This is a genomic window from Streptomyces soli, from assembly GCF_003999195.1.
Classification (GTDB): domain Bacteria; phylum Actinomycetota; class Actinomycetes; order Streptomycetales; family Streptomycetaceae; genus Actinacidiphila; species Actinacidiphila soli.
In genome coordinates this window covers 1-16,984 of sequence record NZ_RJVR01000134.1, presented here as the reverse complement: position 1 = coordinate 16,984, position 16,984 = coordinate 1, and the positions used below count along the sequence as shown (strand labels likewise).

The following is a 16,984-nucleotide window of genomic DNA, read 5'->3' as shown; positions in this document are numbered from 1 at the left end:
GTGGTCGGCGTGGGTCCTGACCGCTTCCTGGCGCCGGATCTGGCGGCGGCGTACGAGTTCGTACGGTCCGGTGGGCTGACGGCGGCCGCGGAGTCCGTGACGGGCCCGCTGGCGTGAATATTAAAAGCAACAGTCCGTACAGGAGGAAGACCATGTCAGGACCCCGCCCCGTCCGGGCACCGCGCGGTACGGAACTGAGCGCCCTGGGATGGCAGCAGGAGGCCGCCCTGCGGATGCTGCAGAACAACCTTGACCCCGAGGTCGCCGAGCACCCCGACAAGCTCGTCGTCTACGGCGGTACGGGCAAGGCGGCCCGCGACTGGCGTTCGTTCGACGCGATGGTGCGCACGCTCCAGACGCTCAAGCAGGACGAGACGATGCTCGTCCAGTCAGGGCGGCCGGTCGGCGTCATGCAGACCCACGAGTGGGCGCCGCGGGTCCTCATCGCCAACTCCAACCTGGTGGGCGACTGGGCGAACTGGGAGGAGTTCCGCCGCCTGGAGGCCCTCGGCCTCACCATGTACGGCCAGATGACGGCCGGCTCCTGGATCTACATCGGCACCCAGGGCATCCTCCAGGGCACCTACGAGACCTTCGCCGCCATCGCTGCGAAGAAGTTCAACGGCACGCTGGCCGGCACGATCACCCTGACCGCCGGACTCGGCGGAATGGGCGGCGCCCAGCCGCTCGCCGTGACCATGAATGACGGCGTCGCGATCTGTATCGACTGCGACCCGCGCGCCATCGAGCGCCGCATCGCGCACTGCTACCTGGACGTGAAGGCCGACTCCCTGGAGCACGCCCTCCAACTCGCCGTCGAGGCCCGCGACGCCCGCCGTCCGCTCTCCATCGGCCTGCTCGGCAACGCGGCGGACCTGCTGCCGCGCATGCTCGCCGAGGGCGCCCCGGTCGACATCGTGACCGACCAGACCTCGGCCCACGACCCGCTGGCCTACCTCCCCGTCGGTGTCGACTTCGACGATATGGCCTCCTACGCCGCCAAGGACCCGGCCGGCTTCACCACCCGCGCCCGCGAGTCCATGGCCCGGCACGTCGAGGCTATGGTCGGCTTTATGGACGCCGGCGTCGAGGTCTTCGACTACGGCAACTCGATCCGCGGCGAGGCCCAACTCGCAGGTTTCGAGCGCGCATTCGCCTTCCCGGGCTTCGTCCCCGCCTACATTCGCCCGCTCTTCTGCGAGGGCAAGGGCCCCTTCCGCTGGGCCGCCCTGTCCGGCGAGGCCTCGGACATCCACAAAACCGACAAGGCGATCCTCGACCTCTTCCCGGAGAATGAGTCCCTGCACCGCTGGATCAAGATGGCGGGGGAGAGGGTCCACCTCCAGGGTTTGCCGGCCCGCATCTGCTGGCTCGGCTACGGCGAGCGCGACAAGGCGGGCGAGCGCTTCAACGACATGGTCGCGAGCGGCGAACTCCAGGCACCCCTCGCCATCGGCCGTGACCACCTCGACTGCGGCTCCGTCGCCTCCCCCTACCGCGAGACCGAGGCCATGCTCGACGGATCCGACGCGATCGCCGACTGGCCGCTGCTGAACGCCATGGTGAACGTCGCTTCTGGCGCGTCCTGGGTCTCGATCCATCACGGCGGCGGCGTCGGCATGGGCCGTTCGATCCATGCCGGGCAGGTCTCCGTCGCCGACGGCACGAAGCTCGCCGGCGAGAAGATCCGCCGGGTGCTGACGAACGACCCCGGCATGGGCGTCATCCGCCATGTCGACGCCGGATACGACATCGCGGAGTCGGCGGCGGACGAGCGGGGCGTGCGCGTGCCGATGCGCGAGAGAGGCGAGTCGTGACCTTCCACAGCATGTGGGTGGAGCTGCTGCGGATCGGCCGCAGCTCCACCTCCGGCGGGTACCGCCGGTTCGCCTGGACCGGGGCCGACGCCGAATGCCGTGCCTGGTTCGAGGACCAGGCACGGGCGCGCGGACTGACGTACGAGCTGGACCGGAACGGGAACCAGTGGGCCTGGCTCGGGGATCCCGCCCAGGGGGACGCGGTGGTCACCGGGTCGCATCTGGACTCGGTGCCCGACGGCGGCGCCTTCGACGGTCCCCTCGGGGTCGTGTCCTCCTTCGCCGCTTTCGACGAACTGCGCGCCCGCCGCGTCGAGTTCACCCGGCCCCTCGCCCTCGTCAACTTCGGCGACGAGGAAGGCGCCCGCTTCGGTCTCGCCTGCGTTGGGTCCCGGCTCGCCGCGGGAGAGCTCACCGCGGAGCAGGCGCACCGGCTCACGGACGGCGATGGCATCACGCTGCCGCAGGCCATGGAGCGGGCCGGATACGACCCGGACGCGATCGGGCCGGACCCCGAGCGCCTCTCCCGCATCGGCGCCTTCGTCGAACTGCACGTCGAGCAGGGCCGCGCCCTCGACCTGACCGGCGACCAGGTCGGCATCGCGAGTGCCATCTGGCCGCACGGCCGCTGGCGCTTCGACTTCCGAGGGGAGGCCAACCACGCCGGTACGACCCGGCTCGTGGACCGCCGCGACCCAATGCTCTCGTACGCCGAGACCGTGCTCGCCGCCCGCCGTGAGGCCCGGCTCGCGGGCGCCGTCGCCACGTTCGGCAAGATCGCCGTCGAGCCGAACGGGGTGAACGCCATTCCCTCCCTCGTCCGCGGCTGGCTCGACTCCCGCGCCCCCGACCAGACGAGCCTCGACACGGTCGTCACTGGCATCGAGAAGGCGGCCCGCGAGTACGCACAGGCGCACGGCGTCGAACTCGACGTGGTCCGCGAGTCGTTCACCCCTCTCATCGAGTTCGAGCACGCCCTGCGCGACGAGCTCGCCCGCATCCTGGGCAAGGAGACGGGGCTCACGGTCCCCGTCCTGGGTACGGGCGCCGGGCACGACGCCGGGATCCTCTCCGCGACCGTGCCGACCGCCATGCTGTTCGTACGCAACCCCACGGGCATCTCGCACTCCCCGGCCGAGTACGCCGCCGAGGACGACTGCGTGGCCGGGGTGACCGCACTCGCCGACGTACTCGAAGGGCTGGTCCGCAGGTGACGCAGACGTACTGGCTGGAGCACGCCTGGCTCGACACCCACGTCGAGCCGGGGGTGGCCGTCGAGGTCGCGGCCGGAAGGATCTCGGCGGTCCGCACCGGCGTCGACTCCCCGCCGCCCAGGTCCGAGATCCTGCGCGGACTCACCCTCCCCGGGCTCGCCAACGTCCACAGTCACGCCTTCCACCGTGCCCTGCGCGGCACCGTGCAGGTCGGCTCCGGCACCTTCTGGACGTGGCGCGAGATGATGTACGCCTTCGCGGACAGACTGACCCCCGACACCTACCACGCGCTCGCCTGCGCGGTGTACGCCGAGATGGCGCTTGCGGGCGTCACCGCCGTCGGCGAGTTCCACTACGTGCACCACGCGCCCGGCGGCACCCCCTATGCCGACCCCAACGCCATGGGCGAGGCCCTCGTCGAGGCCGCCGGGGAAGCCGGGATCAGGATCACGCTCCTCGACACCGCGTATCTCGCCTCCGGCTTCGGACAGGCCCCCGACCGGCACCAACTGCGCTTCTCCGACGGCTCCGCCGACGGCTGGGCCCAGCGGGCCTCGCTGCTCAAGGAGCGCGACCACGCCCGGATCGGCGCCGCGATCCACTCCGTGCGCGCTGTCCCGGCGGCTCAGCTCGCCACGGTCGCCGAGTGGGCGGGGGCCCGCCATGTCCCGCTGCACGTCCACCTCTCCGAGCAGACCGCCGAGAACGACGCCTGCTTCGCGACGCACGGCTGTACCCCCACTCAACTCCTCGCGGACAACGGGGTGCTGGGAGAGCACACGACGGGCGTCCACAACACGCACCTGACAGACGAGGACATCGCCCTGATCGGCGGCTCGGGCACCGGAACCTGCATGTGCCCGACCACCGAGCGCGACCTCGCGGACGGCATCGGCCCCGCCGTCGCTCTCCAGCGCGCGGGCTCGCCGCTCTCCCTCGGCTCCGACAGCCACGCCGTCGTCGACCTCTTCGAAGAGGCCCGCGCGATGGAATTGAACGAGCGTCTGCGCACGCACACCCGCGGCCACTGGACGGCGGCCGCGCTCCTGCGCGCCGCCTGCGCCGACGGCCATGCGGCCCTCGGCTGGGACGACGCGGGCATCCTGGTGGCGGGCGCCCTCGCCGATTTCACGACGATCGCCCTCGACTCGGTCAGAACAGCGGGATCGGTCCCACGACTCGGCCCCGAGACAGCCGTATTCGCAGCCTCCGCCGCAGACGTACGCCACACGATCGTGGCGGGCCGTCACGTCGTACGAGACGGCGCGCACACGCTCGTACCGCATGTACCGACAGCGCTCGAGGACGCCGTCGCGGCCCTGCGCGCCTGACGCCCCCCGCCGGCCCCGCAACAGCCGGTCCCGCCACCCACGAGGACGCCATGAGCAGCACGACAGTCATCACCAACATCGCCAGTCTGGTCACCAACGACCCCTCCCTCGGTGACGGCTCCCCTCTCGGTCTGATCCAGGACGCCGCCGTCGTCATCGACGGCGACCGCATCGCGTGGACCGGTGAGTCAAGGAAGGCACCCGTCACTGACAACCGGGTCGACGCCGGAGGCCGGGCGGTGATCCCCGGCTTCGTCGACTCCCACTCGCACCTCGTCTTCGCGGGCGACCGCACCCAGGAGTTCAACGCCCGCATGTCGGGCCGCATCTACACCGCGCGTGGCATCCACACGACCGTCGCCGCGACCCGCGCCGCCTCCGACGAGAACCTGGAACGCAACCTCACGCGCTACCTCCGCGAGGCCCTGCTCCAGGGCACCACCACCTTCGAGACGAAGTCGGGCTACGGCCTGACCGTCGAAGACGAGGCACGGGCACTGCGGATCGCGTCCGCGCACACCGACGAGGTCACCTACCTCGGCGCGCACATCGTCCCGCCGGACTACGCCGACGATCCGGCCGCCTACGTCGCCCTGGTGACCGGCGAGATGCTCGACGCCTGTGCCCCGTACGCCCGTTGGGTCGACGTCTTCTGCGAGAAGGGCGCCTTCGACGGCGACCAGGCCCGCGCGATCCTCACCGCGGGCAAGACGAAGGGCCTGCACCCACGCGTCCACGCCAACCAGCTCTCGTACGGCCCCGGCATCCAGCTCGCGGTCGAACTGGACGCGGCGAGCGCCGACCACTGCACGCACCTCACGGACACGGACGTCGACGCGCTCGCGAGCGGCGACACCGTTGCGACCCTCCTCCCCGGTGCCGAGTTCTCCACCCGCGCCGAGTGGCCGAACGCCCGCCGCCTGCTGGACGCGGGCGCCACCGTCGCCCTCTCCACGGACTGCAACCCGGGCTCGTCCTTCACCTCGTCCGTCCCGTTCTGCATCGCCCTCGCAGTACGGCACATGCACATGACGCCGGACGAGGCCCTCTGGTCCGCCACGGCGGGGGGAGCGGCGGCGCTGCGCCGCGAGGACATCGGCCGTCTCACCCCCGGCGCCCACGCCGACCTGGCGATCCTCGACGCCCCGAGCCATGTCCACCTGGCGTACCGGCCCGGCGTCCCGCTAGTGTCGCGGGTGTGGCGGCGCGGAGCTCCGGTCACCTGACGTGTTGGTCTCTCTCCTCTCGGCCTGTCCCCGGCGCCCGGCCGGCCACTCACGTACCCGCCCTCTGTACCGCCCGGCCCGGCCGGTGAAGTGTGCAGCGTTGCCCCGGCTCGCGACGCCCGCTGGTCGCTGCGCGGCCGCGCAGCGCTGCGGCTGCCTTCCTCCAACTGTCATCTATCGCACGGGGTTGCGAGGCGTGGTGTTGAGTTTGTCAGGGTTGGTGGTGCCGGGCCGGGGCGGCGGTGACCATGCCCGTTCGCCTCCGGCCCGTTCCTGGGACCGCGCGGCCGAGTACGACGCCCAGATGTCCGCACCGCCCCTACCGAGCCGGTGGCATCCACCACGGTGGCCGCCACCCGAGCAGCAACTGCCGAACGCCACGCCACCATGCCCCGGCACCTCAGACCGGGCATTCGGAAATCGCGGACTGACAAGAAGGAAATGGCCAACATGTCTGCCACCGTGCTGCGCTTCCTTGACTACCCCAGAACGCCTTGGAAGAACGGCTCCGGCAGCACGCGGCAGGTGGCAGCCGCACCCCCCGGCTCGGGGCTGGCGGACTTCGACTGGCGGGTGAGCATCGCCGACGTCGGCGCCGAAGGGCCGTTCTCCGTCTTCCCCGGCGTCGACCGGGTGATCATGTTGATCGACGGCCCCGGCATGTTGATCGCCGTCGACGGCACGGAGCACCGGCTCGCCCCCTTCGCCCCCTTCGCGTTCTCCGGCCACAGTACGGTCTCGTGCCGCCTGCCTGGCGGGCCCACCCGGGACGTGAACGTGATGACCCGGCGAGACCGCGCGACGGCATCCGTGAAGGTAGCTGATGTCTTTACACACCGTGACATCGCCGCCCACTGTGGCGAGACTCTCCTGGTGCTCCTGCTCTCCGGTCAACTGGCTCTGTCCGTAAGCGAGTCGGGTGAGAGGGCGCTGGACCGATTGGACGCTGTGCGCCAGCAGGGGCCTGGTGACATCCGAATCCTGGGGCATGGCACCGTCGCCGAGATCCGGATCGGACATCGACTCACTCATTGACGCGTATGCCGTCGTGGCAGCTGGTTTTTTGAGACTACGCGGTCCCCGGCTGCTGCGGTCCGTCCAGGAGGGCCGCCGTGCCGAGCCCTCGATACAGCCGGAGGAGCAGCGTCTTGGAGACGTCCGCTGGGTTCTCGGCGATCTGACGTGCGGTTGCCTTGGTGGTGAAGGTGTATGTGTCAGCGTCGTATCGGGACGGCGCCATGAAGCTGCGCTGGCCCTGCGTCGCCTGTGCGGTCCGGCCTTGAAGCCCGTCAAAGTGCACTCCGAGCAGCCAGCCGCCGGGGTAGGAGATGGCCCCGGAAAGCTCAGTGACCAGGCGCAGCATGTCGTTGACCCTGTCGCGGAAGGTCATCTCGTATACGAGTGGCGGACCTGTCGGAGCCCTGTAGTCGGGGTTCCGGGCCGCCATCATGTCCACGATCGCGTGCCGCCCGGTGAACGTGCTGCCGGCTGCGAGGTCGATGAACCGGATCGGGCCGTCGTCATCGACTCCTACCATCCGCCCCACACCCTCGGCCGGGCCGTCAGTCCACGTGCTGAGCCAGGCACCGTGCGGCTGCCCGCTGCGCCTGTAGTTGTTCATGTCGCCCATGGCGATGTCATCGAAGCGACGGTGCTGCCCACTCTCGTTCACGATCCGGATCGCGGCCTGAGAGCACAGCTGAATCAACTGCTGATGTGCCTGCCGGTCCTTCGTGTAGTTGGCGAACATGTCTGTCCAGCCATGCGTGGGGACGGCGGTGAGGTAACCGTGGGGAACGCCGCGCTGTTCCGCCTCGATCGGGTCGGCCTGGGCGGTCGTCTGCATCTCGGGCTGGATGCGCTGGCCCAACTGGGCACGCTGGAGCATCAGGCGCTCCACCTGGTCGTCGCTGAGCGTGGTGCGGCCGCTGTCGGACCGGCCGAAGTATCGCTCGTCAGTCATGTGCGGAGCGTGCTCGGACCCCGGGATCTCGATGAGAATGAAGCCGGTTCCCGGATTCGCCGGGTCCTCCATGGGCGTCACTTCGACGTACAGCGACGGAGTGATCCTGTCCTTGGCAACGTGGTCGAGGTCGTCCTTGATGCCCGGAGGCAGCGGCATCGGGTGAGGCGAGAAAACCGGTGGCGTGGTCGACTTGTCCTCGGCCACGCCCAGGACTAGGTAGCCGCCGCGAGTCGCCATGGAGGCCATGTCCCGGGCAATTTCGGTGTGTGCCTTTTGCTTCTCGCCCTGGGTGTTCTTCCCGCTCGGCCCCGGCGTTGGGTACAACTGCCTCTTGAAGTCGATCCAGTAGCGCTCGTCGGGAAACACGCCCTTGTCGAGGGCGTCGGCAAACTCTTGGTGGGTGGTGGGGACATTCCGCGGGAGATCAGACATGACTGCCATCATCCCCGTGCCCCCGACCATTGTGTACGATTTTCTGATCCTGGGCTCAATGGACAGTCGGGTGTCCTCTGCCATCGCATGTTCAGCGTGTGCCATCGAAGTTTAGTGAGGTGGCGTTGAACGGTGGCTAGGCAGGCGGCCGACTCGTTTGGATCAGTCGGACCGCCAGGCGTACCAGAACAACGCCCCGGGCCCCGGCGAGGGGTGCCCGGGGCCTGCGCTGCTGGTGTGAGACGGCACCGGCGGCCCCCGGGCCAGTACTCCTCGTTATCCGCGTTAGCCGGGCTGGTAATCGCGGGCGGGCTGCTAGGAGCGTGGGTCAGTAATGCCAACCCCGCCGCTGGTTCATGCTCTTTGGCCTGTGTCGGAGTCGCCCAAGTACGCCCAGTACGAGGACGATCCTCCGTCTTGCGACGGCTCTATCCCCCTCTTCAACCGGATCCTGTGCCTTGTTGCGGGCCGACGGGCAGCAGGCGTCCGCCCGTGAGCTCTTCGAGTTCGGCGGCGGTCGTGGGAAAGACGGTGCGTGGAGTGCCGGCGGCGGACCAGACCTGGGAGTAATCAGCCAGGGCTTCATCCACCACAGTGGGGAGCGGCTGGGGATGGCCAACGGGGGCGACGCCTCCGATCGCCTGCCCCGTGGCCTGGCGTACCTGCTCTGCAGTGGCGCGACGGAGCTTGCCGCGGCCCCAGCGGGCGGCGAGTGCCGCAGTGTCCACCTTGTGGCGGCCGCTGGTCATGACCAGGACTGGCTCGTCGTCGGAGATGAAAATAAGGCTGTTGGCGATCGCGCCGACGTCGCATCCGAGTGCGTCGGCCGCCTCGGCCGCGGTACGCGTCGATTCTGACAGCTCGCGCACCTCCCCCAGGACGCCCGCCGCGGCAAGGGCCCGGGCCACGTGCTGGCTGCGGACGGGCAGGAGTTTGCTTTCACGCGATTCCATGTCGCTCCTTCGCTCTGGCTCGCGTCATCATGGCGTGCGTCGTTCCATAAACAGAACGTTCTTTATATGGAACGATAGATCTTGTGGGAGATTCGGTCAAACCGCAGGGCGCGAAGGAGGATCATGGAACTGGCCGTCCAAGTGGGACGCCGACTGAGGGAACTGCGCCACGCGGAAGGGCTGTCACTGTCCGAGCTGGCGCGACGGTCCAAGATCGGTAAGGGCACACTCTCCGAGCTGGAAAGCGGCCAGCGCAACCCCACACTGGAAACCTTGTACGCGCTCACGACAGCACTCAAGGCCCCGCTCAGCGCAGTCCTGAGCACAACCGCCGTTCACAACGAGATTTCAGGCAACGCCGTGAAGGCCACCCTCACCGAACGCTACGAGGACGCTGCCGCAATCACAGAGACATACCGCGTGCGCATCCGGGCCGGAACAGTCCAGGAGTCCGCTGCTCATACTTCCGGCGCTGCGGAGCACATCATCGTCTTGGGCGGCACCGCGCGCGTCGGTGAGCTCTCCGCCCCCCTCCTGATCGGCCCGGGCCAGCACGGCAGCTGGGCCGCCGACGTCCCGCACCTGTACTGCGCACCATCCGGAGATGTCGACGCCGTCCTGGTCGTGCGCTACCCGCTGGGACCGCCCGCAGAGCACCAATGATGCTGGCGGGACGCAGCGCTTCCTCTGCAGACGTGACGAAACCCCGCAGTGGTTACACCGGACCGAACAGGGTGCGCGGACGCGACACGTCTCCCTGCTGTACGTTCTGTCGGCGAGGTGCACGTGTGGCTGCTGGCCGGCCGGGTGCCCCATTCGAGGCGGCGATGATCGATGATGCCGTCATTCATTTGGCTGCATCACATGGGAGGCGTCGGTGCACGTCAGCGGGGGAAGCGCGATTGGTGATCACGGTTGGGATCTGTCCGGGCAAGTGGCTTTGGTCACCGGCGGCTCGGCCGGGCTGGGCCTGTCAATCGCGCGGACGCTTGCCCAGGCGGGTAGCGCCGTTGTGGTTGCAAGTCGGCGTCAGGACGCCTGCCGAGCAGCGGCGGCACAGATCACGGCTGCCGCCGGTGGCATAGCACTCGGTCTCGCGTGCGACGTCAGCGACGAGGATGCCGTCCACGGGCTTGTCGATGAGGTCGTCTCCCGCTTTGGCCGCTTGGACGTGCTGGTGACCAGTGCCGGTATCCAGGCCCGTGGCGACCTCTCGGATCTCGATGTCGCCACGTTTCGCAGCTGCCTGGAGGTGAACGTCGTCGGCACCTTCCTGGCCTGCCAGGCCGCCGTGCCGGTGATGCGTTCTGCCGGATACGGTCGCATCGTTACTCTCGCCAGCGCGCTCGGGCTCGTCGGAGCCGCCGGCCGTGCCGGATACGCCGCCAGTAAGGGTGCGGTGGTCCAGTTCACACGGAGCCTGGCGGTGGAGCTCGCCGACACGGGCATCTGTGTCAACGCTTTGGCACCCGGACCGTTCCGCACGCCGCTGAACGACGGTGCCGAAGACGATCCGCGCGTGCGGAGTTTCCTCGACCATCAGGTACCCATCGGGCGCTGGGCGGAGCCTCGCGAACTGACCGGTGCTGCGTTACTGCTGGCCAGCCCCGCCGCGTCCTATCTCACCGGCGTAATTCTCCCGGTCGATGGGGGCTGGACCGCGCACTAGGAGCGGGGGTCAGTAATTGACACCCGTGTGTGGTTCGTGATCATTCGTGCGGAATGATGTCGGTATGGATGGTGGGGATGGGCTGTTCGAGGTCGCGCCGGTAGAGAGCAAGCAGCCGCGGGGGCGTGCGGCGGGGGTGGACAAGCGGTTCCGGGCGTTCGATCCGCATCAGGTCCTGTTGCTGCCGCCGTCGCTGGATGACTGGCTGCCCGAGGGCCACCTGGCCCGGTTCGTCGCCGATCTGGTCGATGAGGTGCTGGACCTGGGGCCGGTCCTGTCCGACTACACCGAAAAGCGCGGCTTTCCGCCTTACGACCCCCGATTGATGGTGCGGTTGCTGATCTACGGCTACACCACCGGGGTCCGCTCCTCGCGGGCGATCGAGCGTCGTTGCGCCGACGACGTCGCCTTCCGGTTTCTGGGCGCCGACCAGGCCCCGGACTTCCGTTCCATCTCGCGGTTCCGCCGTCGCCATCTGGACGCGCTCGCCGGTCTGTTCGTCCAGTCGCTGCACCTGGCGACCAAGCTGGGCATGGTCAAGATGGGCCGCGTCGCCCTGGACGGCACCAAGCTGGAGGCGAACGCGTCCAAGCACAAGGCCATGAGCTATGGGCGGCTGGTCGACAAGGAAGAGCGGATCGAGGCCGAGGTCGCCGAGTTGGAGGCCAGGACCGCTGCCCTGCTGGCTGACGCGGAGGCCACCGACGTCGCCGAAGACCAGCAGTACGGCGTGGACGGCAAAGAGGTGGATCTGCCCGCCGAACTCGATCGGCGGGAGAAGCGCCTGGCCAAGCTGCAGGCCGCCCGCGCCCAGATCGAAGCCGAGGCCGCTGCCAAGGCCCGTCGGCATGAGGAGGACAAAGAACGCCGCCGACAGGAGCGGGCCGGCACCCACGACGAGCAGGCCGTCACCGACGCCGGGGAGAAGGCCGCCAAGGCGGCGCGTCCCAAGCCGAAGGCGCAGGCCAACTTCACCGACCCCGACTCGCGGATCATGAAGAACAGTGACGGCGCCTATATCCAGGCCTACAACGCCCAAGCCGTCGTGGACGAAGAACACCAGGTCATCACCGCCGCCGACGTCACGACCAACCCCTCGGACGCGCTGAACTACACCTCGATGCTCGACCAGTGCGCCGCCAACACCGGCGTCCACCCCAAGCAGGCACTGGTCGACGCCGGCTACTGCTCCGAGAGCAACCTTGAGGCCGCGAAGGACCGCCACACCGCCTGCGGCACCGACACCTTCATGGCCACCGGCCGCCTGGCCCACGACGAGCAGGTCCCGCCCGCACCCCGCGGACGCATACCGGCGAGCGCCACGCTGAAGGAACGGATGGCCCGCAAACTGCGGACCAAATCCGGCAAGGCCGCCTACAGCCGCCGCAAGGCCATCGTCGAACCCGTCTTCGGCCAGATCATGACCTGCCACAACGGCCGCCAACTCCTGCTCCGCGGCGAGGACGGCGCCCGCGGCGAATGGCGACTACTCGCCGCCTGCCACAACCTCCGCAAAATCTTCCGACACACCGGAACCGCCGGACTGGCCACCGTGACGGGCTGACCAACCCGGCCTCCCACCCCTGTCACCCTCCCCACAGGCCGCATATCTGACGGACAGGACCCGAACGGCCACCTCACAGACGCTGGCCAGAAGCGACTACGACGACTGCAACCGAGTCCATCGATCACGGCCAACTGGCCACCTGCCCGTTACTGGGACACGCTCCTAGGTGATGACGTTCAGGCGGTTGAAGGCGTTGATGAGGGCGATGACGCACACCAGGGCGACGAGCTGGTCGTCGTCGTAGTGCTTGGCGGCATTCGCCCAGGCTTCGTCAGTGACACCACCAGCCGGGGCGGCGACGCGGGTGCCCTGCTCCGCCAGCTCCAGGGCAGCGCGCTCGGCATCGGTGAAGACCTTGGCCTCCCGCCAGGCCGCGACCAGGTTGAGGCGCACCGAGGTCTCCCCGGCGTGCGCGGCCTCCTTGGTGTGCATGTCGATGCAGCCGGCGCAGCCGTTGATCTGACTGGCGCGGAGCCTCACCAGCTCCTACGTCACGTCCGCGAGCGCCTTGTTCGCCGCGATGATGTGCTTGGGGGCCTCGGCTGCGACCGGGCTGTCGAGGGGGTTCAAGCGAGCATCCATGGTGCACTCCTTGCCGTTGTTGGTGCTTACACCTCTTGGACGGAACCCCTCGGGTGAGATGTGACATGAACGAAGGTGACGTGTCTCTCCCCTCTCGCGCCGCGGCAGAGGCCACCTACGACGACGTTCAGGACCGCTGCCGAGACCTACGCTCGAACACATGAGCACTCCTCCTGCGCCGCCCTCTGGGGGGCTTTCGCTTGCCGCTGTCGCCCCGATGATCGAGTCCCGCATCCTCGTGGACACCGTCGAGATCTTCCGCCCTGGGCCGCCCGTCCTGGACGAGGCCTCAGGCGAGTACGTGCCCGGCCAGGACACGATCGTCTACCACGGGCGGGGGGCGGTCTTCTCCAATGGCGGGCCCGGCCTGACCCTGTCCCTGCAGGGGCAGGCGTACGCCGACGACACCCGCAACCGGTACCGGCTGCTGACGCCCCTGAGTGCGCCGCTGGCGTCCCGTGAGGACCATGTGCGGGTCATCGTCGCCACCCAGGACCCTGGCCTCCTGCGCCGGACGTGGCGGGTTATGGACATCTCCGATGCGAACTCCCTCGCGGTGTTGCGTACGACGTGGCTGGACGAGATCACGCAGTCCACGAGCGGGGTGTGACTGACGTACCGCAGGGCTGTCCGCGCGCCTTCGTAGGCTGATCGTTATGGACGATCAGCTGCGCACCGTGCGGATCACCGCCGAGCACGCCACCGGGACGGTGGCCCTCGACGGCCGCGACATCTCCAAGAAGGTCACCGGCTACGAGCTTCGCCAGCACGCGGGCAGGCCGGCGGAACTGCTGCTGTTCCTGTCGCCGCTGGTGAAGGACGAGTTCGACGGCCTGGCCCGCGTCGTTGTGGGTGTCGCCCCGGACCCGGGACCGGCCGCCGCGGCGTTCTTGTCGGCGATCGACGCGAGCGAGCTGGAGCGGCATGCTCTGGCCCGGCACGACCTGATGGACGGCGCCCCCCACGAGCTGACCCGGGCCATGCTGCGGCTGCTGCAGGAGTGGGCGTCGGGCCGATGGAAGCCGGAGGTGAGCGCGTAATGGCGTCCCCGAACACCCCGGGCGCGGGCGCGGGTGCTTACAGCAACGCCGCCGAGATCGCCGCACAGCTGCAGGGCCGCGCCGCCGCGGTGCTGCCGTCGGCGGTGTCGGTGGTGCGGCACTACGCGATGCTTTTGGAGACGCAGATCAAGGCCAACGCCTCTGGCAGGCCCGGCCCGAACGCGCCGACCGGCGACTACCGGCGCTCCTGGACGCACGAAGTGCACCCCGGCGCCGACGCGGTGCTGGCCATCGTCGGCACCAGCAAGCCGCAGGGCCGCCGCCTGGAGTACGGCTACGTAGGCCCCGATAGCTTGGGTCGCGTCTTTGACCAGCCGCCGTACGCGCACGTCGGGCCCGCTATGGAGACGGTGCGGCCGCTGTTCGTGGAAGCCCTGGGGCGGATCACAGACGGGAACACTCTGTGAGCACCACAGCCGAGGACCTGCACCAGGCCATCGCCGGGGTTCTGCAGGCCCACGGCTACGGCATGGTGTCGCGGCTGGCGTTCGTCGTGGAGCTCGTCGACGAGGAGACCGGCGGCCTCGGTTTGATGCGCGGGACGACCCCGAACGACCTGCCCGTGTGGTCCGAACTGGGGTTGCTGCAGTACGCCGTGATGGACATCCAAGCCACGATCACCGCGCAATGGGTGACCAACGACGAGGAGGACGGATGAGCGTGTCGGGGCGCCAGGTGGCGCTCGCGGTGCAGGCCACGCTGCAGACGGCCACAGGCCGCTCCTGCGGGTACGGGACGGCGCCCACGTCGACGTCGCAGCCCACCGGGGCGACCATCCCGTACTGCGTGCTGTACGAGCTGGGCCAGACCGCCGGTTTGGGGCCGGCGTTCGGGGACGCCGACGCTGATGCCCGCGTCCTGCTGCAGGTGTCCTCGGTGGGCACCACAGCCGAGCAGGCGAGCCTGCAGGCCGACAAGGCCCGGCAGGCGTTCCTGGCACGGGTGCCGGGCAGCGGCCAGTTCCTCAACGCGATCAACGTGGTCGGCCTGACGGTCATCGGCCGGGAGCTGGACGCCGATATCGGGTCCAGTGTCGAGTCCTCCACCTACACTTACGTGCAGCGATTCGTCCTGACGGTCTCAACACCGAACAGCTGAGGCCTGATCGCACCTCACCGCGGAGGCCCTTGCGCGGACGCCCGGCCACACCGGTACGGGCCGACCCCCCTTTTGGGGACGGGCCTCCGTCATTGCCGGGGGCTGGGGTCCCCGGAGAGTGAGCGTCCCCCATGGGTTCCACCCAGCAGCGGTTCATGCGCCGTGGAGTCACGAAGATCTTCTTTCTGGAGGCCATCGCCGCGGCCACCAACATCCCGACCCGCACGGAGCTGTCCGCCGGCACCGAGCTGTCCGGCACGATCTCCGACATTGCGGGCTGGTCGCTCGGCAACTCGCCTGTCGACACCCCCGACCTGGGCTCGACGCTGACGACGTCGATCCCGGGTGAGGACAAGGCCGACGCCTCGACGCTGACGTTCTACGAGGACCTGGCGGGCGACACCATCGAGACGCTGCTCCCGAAGGGCGCTATCGGTTTCGTGGTCATCCTGCGCAAGGGCGACGTCCCGGCGTCGAAGTCGATGGACGTCTTCCCTGTCCGTGTCGCCTCGCGCGCCCCGGCCTACTCCGCTGGTTCCGACCCGGCCAAGTTCACCGTGACGTTCGCGGTGTCCGACCAGCCGAAGCTCGACGCGGCCGTCCCGGCTGCGGGCGCCTGATCCGAGGGGGATCCGCATGTCCACCACTACTCGCAAGCCGCCGGCGGGCGCTGTCGCCAAGGACGCGCACTGGTCGGCGAAGATGGCCCGGCTGCGGGCCCGCAAGCTGCCTGAGCGCACCCTGTCGATCTGTGACGACACCGACGCCAAGGCCGCCGTTACGGACGCGTCCGTGGCGTTGGCGACGGCCCGCGCCGGGGCGCTGGCCGAGTGCACCGAGCAGGGCATCGTTAAGGAGAAGCGTGACGCGTGGGTGGCGTCCAACCCGCAGGTCCTCGCCGCCGACGCGGGCCTGACGCGGGCACAGGACGCCCTGGCGGAGGCGACGCTGACCCTGACCTTCCGGGCGCTGCCCCGGCCGGTGTGGGAGCAGCTGCTGCGCGACCACGCCCCCACCGAGGCGCAGGCCGACAAGGGCATGGAATACAACGTCGACACCTTCCCTGCCGCTTTGATCGCCGCCTGCCACATCGAGCGTGACGCCGGCGGCGCCGAGGTCGAGGGCATGAGCGAGGCCGACGCGCAGGAACTGCTGGACACCTGGGCGGACGCGGAGGCGAAGGCCTTGTTCACCACGGCCCTGGTCATCAACCAGACGCTGCGGGCGGACCTGGGAAAAGGCTGACCTCCGACCCGGCGTTCCGGGCTGAGCTGGAGCTGTGCCACGCCTACGGCATACCGCACTCGCAGTTCACCGGGGCCGGGGAGGGCCGCTGGTCGGCGCTGGACCGGGCGAAGGCGCTGTCGTGGCTGGCCTACAGCCGGGCGGTGTGCTCGGGGTGCGGCACCAGGGCGGATGAGTGGCGGCCGGAGCTGGGCGGGGACCGGTTCGCGTATGTCGCGGACTCGCGGACCTGCCCGGGGTGCGAGCTGGTGGAGATGGAACGGGAGCAGGTCCCGGACGGACCGGACGGGCGTGGGGTCAAGATCGGGCTGCGGCCCAGACGGGAGCAGTAGGTGAGCGCCAGTGCCTACAACCTGTACGTCAACCTGATGGCGTCGACCGCGGGACTGACCGGCGGCCTGCGGTCGGGTGCCATGCAGCTGCGGCAGTTCGACGGGCAGTTGCAGCAGGTCAACCGCACGCTGATCGAGACGCAGTCGGCGACCGAGCGGCTGGCCCGTGTGCAGGCTTCCGCGTCCGTCGACGCGGTTTTGGCCCAGACGCGTGTCGCGGCGGCTTTGGAGCGCACCGCAGCCGCGCAGACGGCCGCCGGTGCGGCAGGTGAGCGCAGCGGTAGGGCTCAGGCGTTGGCGGCGAACCTGGCCGCGCGGGCGGAGACCGAGCGGACGGCGGCGGTCATGGCCGGGGAGCGGGCGCTGCGGGCGCAGGCCCTGGCGCAGACCATGGCGGCGCGCGCCCAGACCGCGACCGGGCGGGGTGCTGTGGCGGCGCAGGCCACCGCGAACGCGGCCGCCGCGGCGGCGACCCGGGCCGCGCAGGCGCA

The 16,984-nt window shown here is 69.5% G+C and carries 17 protein-coding genes and 2 pseudogenes; 16 read left to right on the top strand and 3 right to left on the bottom strand.

Going from position 1 to position 16,984, the window contains the following annotated elements; genetic code table 11:
* Positions 1-152 precede the first annotated feature (152 nt).
* From hutU to EFK10_RS12070, 5 genes are all read left to right on the top strand, one after another.
* Positions 153-1,817, top strand: coding sequence for a urocanate hydratase (gene hutU / locus EFK10_RS12090; RefSeq protein ID WP_127355721.1), 1,665 nt, complete (start codon positions 153-155; stop codon positions 1,815-1,817).
* Entirely contained in the window at positions 1,814-3,031 is a 1,218-nt protein-coding gene (locus EFK10_RS12085) for an allantoate amidohydrolase (RefSeq protein ID WP_240677164.1), read from the top strand. Before hutU ends, EFK10_RS12085 begins: the two co-directional genes overlap by 4 nt.
* The gene (locus EFK10_RS12080) at positions 3,028-4,362 is read left to right on the top strand and encodes a formimidoylglutamate deiminase (RefSeq protein ID WP_127355720.1); all 1,335 of its coding nucleotides are present in this window, start codon (positions 3,028-3,030) and stop codon (positions 4,360-4,362) included. Before EFK10_RS12085 ends, EFK10_RS12080 begins: the two co-directional genes overlap by 4 nt.
* Before the next feature lie 50 nt (positions 4,363-4,412).
* Complete coding sequence (gene hutI, locus EFK10_RS12075; RefSeq protein ID WP_127355719.1) at positions 4,413-5,588, top strand: imidazolonepropionase; 1,176 nt, start codon at positions 4,413-4,415, stop codon at positions 5,586-5,588.
* Between the two features lie 450 nt (positions 5,589-6,038).
* A complete protein-coding gene (locus EFK10_RS12070; protein ID WP_127355718.1) occupies positions 6,039-6,623 on the top strand; it encodes a HutD/Ves family protein in 585 nt (194 codons plus the stop codon).
* Between the two features lie 34 nt (positions 6,624-6,657).
* Here EFK10_RS12070 and EFK10_RS12065 read toward each other — a convergent pair whose 3' ends face one another.
* Together EFK10_RS12065 and EFK10_RS12060 are read right to left on the bottom strand one after the other, a co-directional pair.
* On the bottom strand, positions 6,658-7,986 hold the full coding sequence (locus tag EFK10_RS12065) for an AlbA family DNA-binding domain-containing protein (RefSeq protein WP_127355717.1): 1,329 nt from the start codon (positions 7,984-7,986) through the stop codon (positions 6,658-6,660).
* Between the two features lie 440 nt (positions 7,987-8,426).
* Positions 8,427-8,939, bottom strand: coding sequence for a YbaK/EbsC family protein (locus EFK10_RS12060; RefSeq protein ID WP_127355716.1), 513 nt, complete (start codon positions 8,937-8,939; stop codon positions 8,427-8,429).
* A 123-nt stretch (positions 8,940-9,062) separates the two neighbouring features.
* Between EFK10_RS12060 and EFK10_RS12055 the strand changes: the two genes are divergently transcribed.
* The 3 genes from EFK10_RS12055 (at position 9,063) to EFK10_RS12045 (ending at position 12,172) form a co-directional block, all read left to right on the top strand.
* Positions 9,063-9,602, top strand: coding sequence for a helix-turn-helix domain-containing protein (locus EFK10_RS12055; RefSeq protein ID WP_127355715.1), 540 nt, complete (start codon positions 9,063-9,065; stop codon positions 9,600-9,602).
* A gap of 214 nt (positions 9,603-9,816) precedes the next feature.
* Entirely contained in the window at positions 9,817-10,608 is a 792-nt protein-coding gene (locus EFK10_RS12050; RefSeq protein WP_206305416.1) for an SDR family NAD(P)-dependent oxidoreductase, read from the top strand.
* A 136-nt stretch (positions 10,609-10,744) separates the two neighbouring features.
* Positions 10,745-12,172 carry an IS1182 family transposase gene (locus tag EFK10_RS12045; RefSeq protein ID WP_456318722.1) on the top strand — a complete coding sequence of 476 codons (1,428 nt, stop codon included), beginning with the start codon at positions 10,745-10,747 and terminating at the stop codon, positions 12,170-12,172.
* A 165-nt stretch (positions 12,173-12,337) separates the two neighbouring features.
* On the opposite strand, the pseudogene EFK10_RS12040 reads toward EFK10_RS12045, so the two are convergent.
* Positions 12,338-12,757 (bottom strand): annotated as a pseudogene (locus EFK10_RS12040) (carboxymuconolactone decarboxylase family protein).
* A 160-nt stretch (positions 12,758-12,917) separates the two neighbouring features.
* Here EFK10_RS12040 and EFK10_RS12035 point away from each other — a divergent pair.
* From EFK10_RS12035 to EFK10_RS11995, 8 genes and pseudogenes are all read left to right on the top strand, one after another.
* Positions 12,918-13,367 (top strand): DUF6093 family protein, encoded by a 450-nt coding sequence (locus tag EFK10_RS12035; RefSeq protein WP_127355714.1) that lies wholly within the window; start codon positions 12,918-12,920, stop codon positions 13,365-13,367.
* A 46-nt stretch (positions 13,368-13,413) separates the two neighbouring features.
* The gene (locus EFK10_RS12030) at positions 13,414-13,797 is read left to right on the top strand and encodes a hypothetical protein (RefSeq protein ID WP_127355713.1); all 384 of its coding nucleotides are present in this window, start codon (positions 13,414-13,416) and stop codon (positions 13,795-13,797) included.
* Positions 13,797-14,225, top strand: coding sequence for an HK97 gp10 family phage protein (locus EFK10_RS12025; protein WP_127355712.1), 429 nt, complete (start codon positions 13,797-13,799; stop codon positions 14,223-14,225). Before EFK10_RS12030 ends, EFK10_RS12025 begins: the two co-directional genes overlap by 1 nt.
* A complete protein-coding gene (locus EFK10_RS12020) occupies positions 14,222-14,476 on the top strand; it encodes a hypothetical protein (protein WP_127355711.1) in 255 nt (84 codons plus the stop codon). The genes EFK10_RS12025 and EFK10_RS12020 overlap by 4 nt, the downstream gene beginning before the upstream one ends.
* Positions 14,473-14,916 carry a hypothetical protein gene (locus EFK10_RS12015; RefSeq protein ID WP_127355710.1) on the top strand — a complete coding sequence of 148 codons (444 nt, stop codon included), beginning with the start codon at positions 14,473-14,475 and terminating at the stop codon, positions 14,914-14,916. The genes EFK10_RS12020 and EFK10_RS12015 overlap by 4 nt, the downstream gene beginning before the upstream one ends.
* 131 nt (positions 14,917-15,047) lie before the next feature.
* Positions 15,048-15,536: a phage tail tube protein gene (locus EFK10_RS12010; RefSeq protein ID WP_127355709.1), complete on the top strand. Its 489-nt coding sequence runs from the start codon at positions 15,048-15,050 to the stop codon at positions 15,534-15,536.
* Positions 15,537-15,552: 16 nt separating this feature from the next.
* Complete coding sequence (locus EFK10_RS12005) at positions 15,553-16,161, top strand: hypothetical protein (RefSeq protein ID WP_127355708.1); 609 nt, start codon at positions 15,553-15,555, stop codon at positions 16,159-16,161.
* Positions 16,162-16,493: 332 nt separating this feature from the next.
* Positions 16,494-16,984: pseudogene (locus tag EFK10_RS11995) on the top strand (hypothetical protein); the annotation flags it as partial.